Below are 5,670 nucleotides of genomic sequence, written 5' to 3'. Positions count from 1 at the left end.
GCCGCAGGAGGCGGCAATGGAGATCGACAACAGCGCAAACGTCCACAAGAGTCGCTTCCCCTTCAGCAGCCGTATTTTCCACAACCTATTCATCCCCAACCGTCTCCCCCCTCACGGCTCTTATAGCCGGAATCCGGACCCGCACCGTCGTACCTTCCTCCTGCTCGCTCTCGAAGGACAAGCCGTATTGAACGCCGTAATACAGCCGGATCCTGTCGTGCACGTTGCGGACGGCCACGCCCGAGCCCGCGCCGCTCTTATCGATCGCTTCTCCGGACAGCAGCCGGTCCAGCTTCCCAGGCGACATCCCGACTCCGTTGTCCGCGATCTCGAACGTCAGCACATCGCCCGTTACAGAAGCCTTGATGCGAATGAAGCCCTCGTCGACCATATACTCGATGCCGTGCACGATCGCATTCTCGATCAGCGGCTGCAGCACCAGCTTCAAGGTCATGCAGGAAAGCGCCTCCTCGTCGGCTTCGATGGCAAAAGCGAATTTGTTTTTGAACCGCATCTGCTGGATCGTTAAATAATGACGGGCATGCTCCAGCTCCTCGCCCACCGCGATAACATTTTTGCCTTTGCTCAGGCTGATGCGGAACAACCTCGACAACGAGGTAATCATCGTAATGACCTCCTCGTTCTTGCTCATGCCGACCATCCGGACGACCGAATTCAGCGTGTTATACAGAAAATGCGGGTTGATCTGCGCCTGCAGCGCCTCCAGCTCGTACTTCCGCTTCGACTCCTGCTCCACGATGATTTGCTGCATCAGCTGCCTGATTTTATTGACCATCAGGTTGAACCGGCTGGCCAGGCGCTCGACCTCTAACGGCCCCTGTACCGGCAGCTCCACCTCGAAGTCGCCTTTCTCGACCGCTTTCATCGTCCGCTCCATCAGGCGGATCGGCCGGGTCAGCGTGGAAGCGAGCAGCATGCAGAATATAATGACCAGCACCAGCGCCCCTGCCAACACGCGGATCAGGTAACGGTTTATTTCCTCGCGGGTCGTCATGATCTCGTCCAGATACGACACGCCGACGACCTTCCAGCCGATGTTGGCGACTGACTTGACCGTGATCAAACGCGGAACGTTCGAAGACCGGTCAATGTAGCTGTCCGACGATTTGAGCGCCTGCTCCACGCTTTCCTTTTTCAGCCCCATGTAGATCAGCTGCTGCTGCGGGTGGTACACAATATTGCCGGCACCCTCATCGATGATATAGACATAGCCCTTCTTGCCGAGGCTGATTCGGCTGCTCAGCTCGTCGATTTTCTTGAAGTTGATATCCACGAGCAGAATGACGCGCATCGGCTTGCCGTTACGAATCACCGTCACGCCCTTGCTCATCGAAACGACCCATTTGTACGTTCCCTGATACAGATTCTGAATGTGCGGCAGCGAGAAGCCCAGGTGATCCGGGACGCGCATGGCGGCATGGAACCAGCTCTGTTGCGTCACATCGGCGCTGTCGCGCACCTGAGCCGAGGGACGGTTGCGCAGCAGCTTGCCCTGCTCATCGAAGAGCGCAATCGAGACGATGTCATCGCGGCTGCTCATGATCGTATCGAGCTGCTTGGTCACCTGCTCGTCCTCCCACTGCCCGTCAACCAGCATGTTCTGCTCGATGGAGCGGTACAAGCGAGACATGCCGGTGATGTAATCCTCCAGATTGTAGCCGACCTGGTCGACGATCTGCTGCGTGTTCAGATAGACGCTCCGCTCGGCCGTCTCCGAAAATTTGTCGTACAGCAGCACGGCGACGATCGACAGCATCAGCAGAATCAACACGGAGAACGACCAGGTCATGATCGACCTGATCGTATTCATGCGAAGCTTTCTGGCCAGCGTATTCATTCGCCCCGCTCTCCTTCGGCCGCCCCAATGCGGCTGCGGTAATCCTTCGGAGACACGCCAACCTGCTTTTTGAAGCAGAAACTGAAATAATTCGGATCCGCGAAGCCTACCCGATCGGCGATTTCGAACGCTTTAAGCTCCGTTGTCCGCAGCAGCTCTTTGGCTTTTTCCATGCGGATGTGCATCACATAGTGCACGAACGTCATTTTCACTTCCTTTTTGAAAAGGCCGCTGAAATATCCTGTGCTGATATGCAGATGCGAACAGACGCGTTGAATCGAGATATCGGGATCGTTGTAATGCTCCTTCGTGTAGGCGACCGCCTTCTCGACGATATCCTTATAGGTGTGCTGACGGCGGCTCGCAATATGCTGGAGAATGCGCAGGCAAAGCTCGTTGAACCAGCGCTGCGCCTCCGACAAGCCGGAAAACCTGAATATTTCGGCATACAGCTGAAAGCCCGCTCCGAACAGCGCGTCCATGTCCACGTCGGCGTCCTTCGCCGTTTTCAGCACGGCCGTCACGACCTCCAGCAGGTAAACCTGGAGGTCGCCGTAGGCGGCGGCCGTTCGGGTAAGCTCTCCGAAAATGGCGTCGACGGTTTCGCGAAGCTCCTCGTCGGTGCCAACCTTCAGGCAGCGGATCAGCGCCTGCTCCTGCAGCTCGTCGAAGCGCAGCTTTTCTGCGGGGCGGCGCTCCACGTCGTGAATGTAAATGAGCCGCTCCGTCCCCGGCACGAGCCGGTAATCGAGCGCCAGCATCGCGTCCTCGAACGAATATTTCACATCCGACAGCGCGGTCACGACCGACCCGGCACCGATCGTCACGGGCAGCTTCAAATAATGGTCGATGCTGCGCAGCACCGTCTCGAGCGCATCCTGGGCCTGTCGCGTCCAGCCCTCCATGCCGGAATCGGCGAATACCGTCATCAGCACGATCTTGTCCTGGTGGATAAAAGCGCTGCCGAGGTTTTGCTGCTCCCATATCTCGGCGGCGATGTTGAGCACCGCGAACAGCTTGAGGTCGAGATCGCCCGAGCCGCGAAGCGAATGCTCGGACGCCGTCTCCCCGCCGCCTTCCTGCTGGTGAGGCGTAATGACGGCTATAGCGTAGCCGCTGCCCGAGAGGCGAAGGTCGTAATTTCTCGCCTTTTCCTCGATCGCAGACCGAGACAGCTTGCGTGTCAGCAGCGAGGCCAGGAACGTCGCCCGCAGCAGGGGCAGGCTGGTCCGGTAATGCTCCTTCAGCTGCCTGACGTCCTCGCGCTCCGCGACCTCGGCTTCGATTTTATCGCGTATTTTGGCAAGCATGCGGGTCAGATTGTCCGCCGAGAACGGCTTCAATAAATACTCGTCCACACCGACGCGAATCGCCCGCTGCGCGTAATCGAATTCGTCGTAGCCGGTCAGCAGGACGATCTTGACGAGCGGATGCCGCTCGCGCAGCCACTCCGCCAGCTTGAGCCCGTCCATGAACGGCATGCTGATGTCGGTGATGACCACATCCGGATGCAGGCGGTCGGCCAGCTCCATCGCTTCCTTGCCGTTCTCGGCGGTGCCGGCCACGGTGAAGCCTGAAGCGCCCCAATCGATCTCATCCAGAAGCCCATCCCGCACATCCGCTTCATCATCCACAAGAAGCACCTTATACATCCGTCTTCCTCCCGAAATCCCAATATGGCAATGTAAGCGGTAATTACGATCATTGTCCACGAAATTCGCGAGCTTGGCAACGGGGATTTGTCGAAGCGGTTTATCGAAGGGCGCGGCGGCGCTGATGAAGCGGTTGGGACTCGCCTCTGAGGACACAGTATGCGTGAATAGCCGCATGCCTTGTCTACACGGAAGCGGAGCTTTTATCCATGCCGCATGCGAGGCTCATTCACCCCGAGGACCGCGAGGAGTCTGATTATCGGCTTATCGTACGGAAGACGGCTTTTTCCCACAGGAGCTGTACATCGACCAAGCTGGCAAGCGAAAAGGACCGCCCCCGGGCGTTCCTTTTCGCTGCGCTTGATTAAACATGGTTATTGTACTACAATTTGTAGTGTTAAATCATACTGCGCGCCGTTGAGCCAGGGGGTCGAATCCAATAGTGAAGAAGGTCTCGATGAACAAAAATGCAGGGCTGCTCTTGTTGATCGCTGCCATTGCCATTGCTGCAACAAGTTTTTTCGGCTATCAAGCCGCCACTCAATCCCGGTCAGGCGTGTCGGAGCTGGATGCTTCCGGCATCGATTTCTCCTTCAAAAACGGAAATACGATCGTCAGCTTTACGACAGAGCAACCGGGCTTTTGCCAGGTGCTGCTGGGCACGAAATCCGGCGCCTACGATTTTGTGGCGGTGGAAAGCATGCCGGAAGGACCGCATACGGAACATTATAATGTGATTGAAAACTTAAAACCCGATACGAATTACTTTTATCGGATCATGCTCGGAACAACGGGCGGAAACGTTCTGCAAAGCAAGGAAGGAAGCTTCACAACATCGCCAAATGCAGCGGCCGACACGGGAGACAAACAAGCGGCGCAAAAGCCGACAGGCACCAATATCGCGTTATTGAGCAATGGCGGCCGGATTCTCGGCGTCAGCTCTAATTATGGCGGAGCGGCAAATGACCGGAATTGGGGCGCTCAAATGGCAATCGACGGCGACCCCTCCACAGAATGGTCTTCGGACGGAGACGGCAACAATGCCTGGATTGAAATCGGGTTTGACAAGGCCTATCAAGTCAACGCGATCGGGTTTTGGACGCGTACAATGGGAACGAGCGCCGAAATAAAAAAACTGCGCGTGTTAAGCGCAGATGGGACGGAATTGGGCAGCTTCGACCTGCAGGGACCGGACGAGATGCAATATTTTACGCTGAAGGAGCCTGTCTCGACCGATTCCCTCCGCTTTGAAGCAGCTGACAGCAGCGGAGGAAACACGGGTGCGGTCGAGATCGAGGTGTTTGGCTCGCTGCCAATGGTTGAGCAAAACAATCGATAAGCTCAGCTTTCAGTCAGGATGCAAAAAAGTCCGCAAGCCCTTCGGCGATCGCCTCGGCCGCTCTTTGCTGATAAGCGGCCTTCATGACGATGCCCTCATCCTTCGGGTTCGACAGGTAGCCCAGCTCGACGAGCACGGCCGGCCGGCTATTCTCCCGCAGGACATGCAAGTCGCCGTATGCAATACCGCTGCTTCGCAAACCGCCGACGCCATCGGACAACCGCCCCTCGATCGCTCGGGCGAGCTTCTCGTCTTTGTCCGCGTAATAGAACGTAAGCAGACCTGATGCGTTGTTCTTCGAGGCGTTGTAGTGAACGCTGACGAACGCATCAGCTCCCTGCGACTCGCCTATGCGCACCCGTTCGGAAAGCTCCGGCTTCCCGTCATCCGCCCGCGTCATGACGACATGCGCACCGCGCGCCTCAAGCGCTCGCTTCAGATGAAACGAGGTTGACAGGTTCAGCTTCTTCTCCAGTGTCTCATATGTGCCGCCGACCATGCCGGGGTCGTTGCCGCCGTGTCCGGGATCGACCACGATCAGCTTGCCCGCCAATTCGCCTGATACGCCGGCCGAGACCAAGACGGCGGACGCCAAGCCATCCGATGCGGCGACAAACCGGTTGGACACCCAGCCCTCTCCGACACCTGCGGCGACCACTCGCAGCCAGTCGTCGGATTGCTCGCGAACGGACAGCTGATCTCCCCGCTTAAGTCCGCCGACCATCCTGTATTTCAACCCCGGACCCGACCGGAGCCGCAGCGTATCTGCGGTAACGGCCACCGTATCCGCCGCCTTCCGCACTGACCTCGCAATCGATTTG

4 protein-coding genes are annotated in these 5,670 nt (G+C 57.6%); 1 reads left to right on the top strand and 3 read right to left on the bottom strand.

The annotated features are described in order from the left end of the window. Nucleotides 1–85 precede the first annotated feature (85 nt). Nucleotides 86–1,858, bottom strand: a complete 1,773-nt coding sequence (locus BG52_RS12810; RefSeq protein ID WP_036585838.1) for a sensor histidine kinase — start codon at nucleotides 1,856–1,858, stop codon at nucleotides 86–88. Beyond that, nucleotides 1,855–3,510 (bottom strand): response regulator, encoded by a 1,656-nt coding sequence (locus tag BG52_RS12805; protein ID WP_036585836.1) that lies wholly within the window; start codon nucleotides 3,508–3,510, stop codon nucleotides 1,855–1,857. The genes BG52_RS12810 and BG52_RS12805 overlap by 4 nt, the downstream gene beginning before the upstream one ends. A gap of 457 nt (nucleotides 3,511–3,967) precedes the next feature. On the opposite strand from BG52_RS12805, the gene BG52_RS12800 reads away from it, so the two are divergent. Next, nucleotides 3,968–4,849, top strand: a complete 882-nt coding sequence (locus tag BG52_RS12800; RefSeq protein ID WP_144340819.1) for a discoidin domain-containing protein — start codon at nucleotides 3,968–3,970, stop codon at nucleotides 4,847–4,849. A 13-nt stretch (nucleotides 4,850–4,862) separates the two neighbouring features. Here BG52_RS12800 and BG52_RS12795 read toward each other — a convergent pair. Beyond that, the coding region (locus tag BG52_RS12795; protein ID WP_051602335.1) for an N-acetylmuramoyl-L-alanine amidase family protein at nucleotides 4,863–5,670 on the bottom strand (808 nt) is incomplete at its 5' end.

The organism is Paenibacillus darwinianus (assembly GCF_000598065.1).
In the GTDB taxonomy this organism is placed as follows: domain Bacteria; phylum Bacillota; class Bacilli; order Paenibacillales; family Paenibacillaceae; genus Paenibacillus_I; species Paenibacillus_I darwinianus.
This window is presented reverse-complemented; position numbering and strand designations above follow the sequence as displayed.

Bases quoted from the DNA above. Each gene is read 5' to 3' on its own strand.
- BG52_RS12800 (WP_144340819.1), top strand. From the start codon at position 3,968: ATGAACAAAAATGCAGGGCTGCTCTTGTTGATCGCTGCCATTGCCATT.
- BG52_RS12805 (WP_036585836.1), bottom strand. From the start codon at position 3,510: ATGTATAAGGTGCTTCTTGTGGATGATGAAGCGGATGTGCGGGATGGG.
- BG52_RS12810 (WP_036585838.1), bottom strand. From the start codon at position 1,858: ATGAATACGCTGGCCAGAAAGCTTCGCATGAATACGATCAGGTCGATC.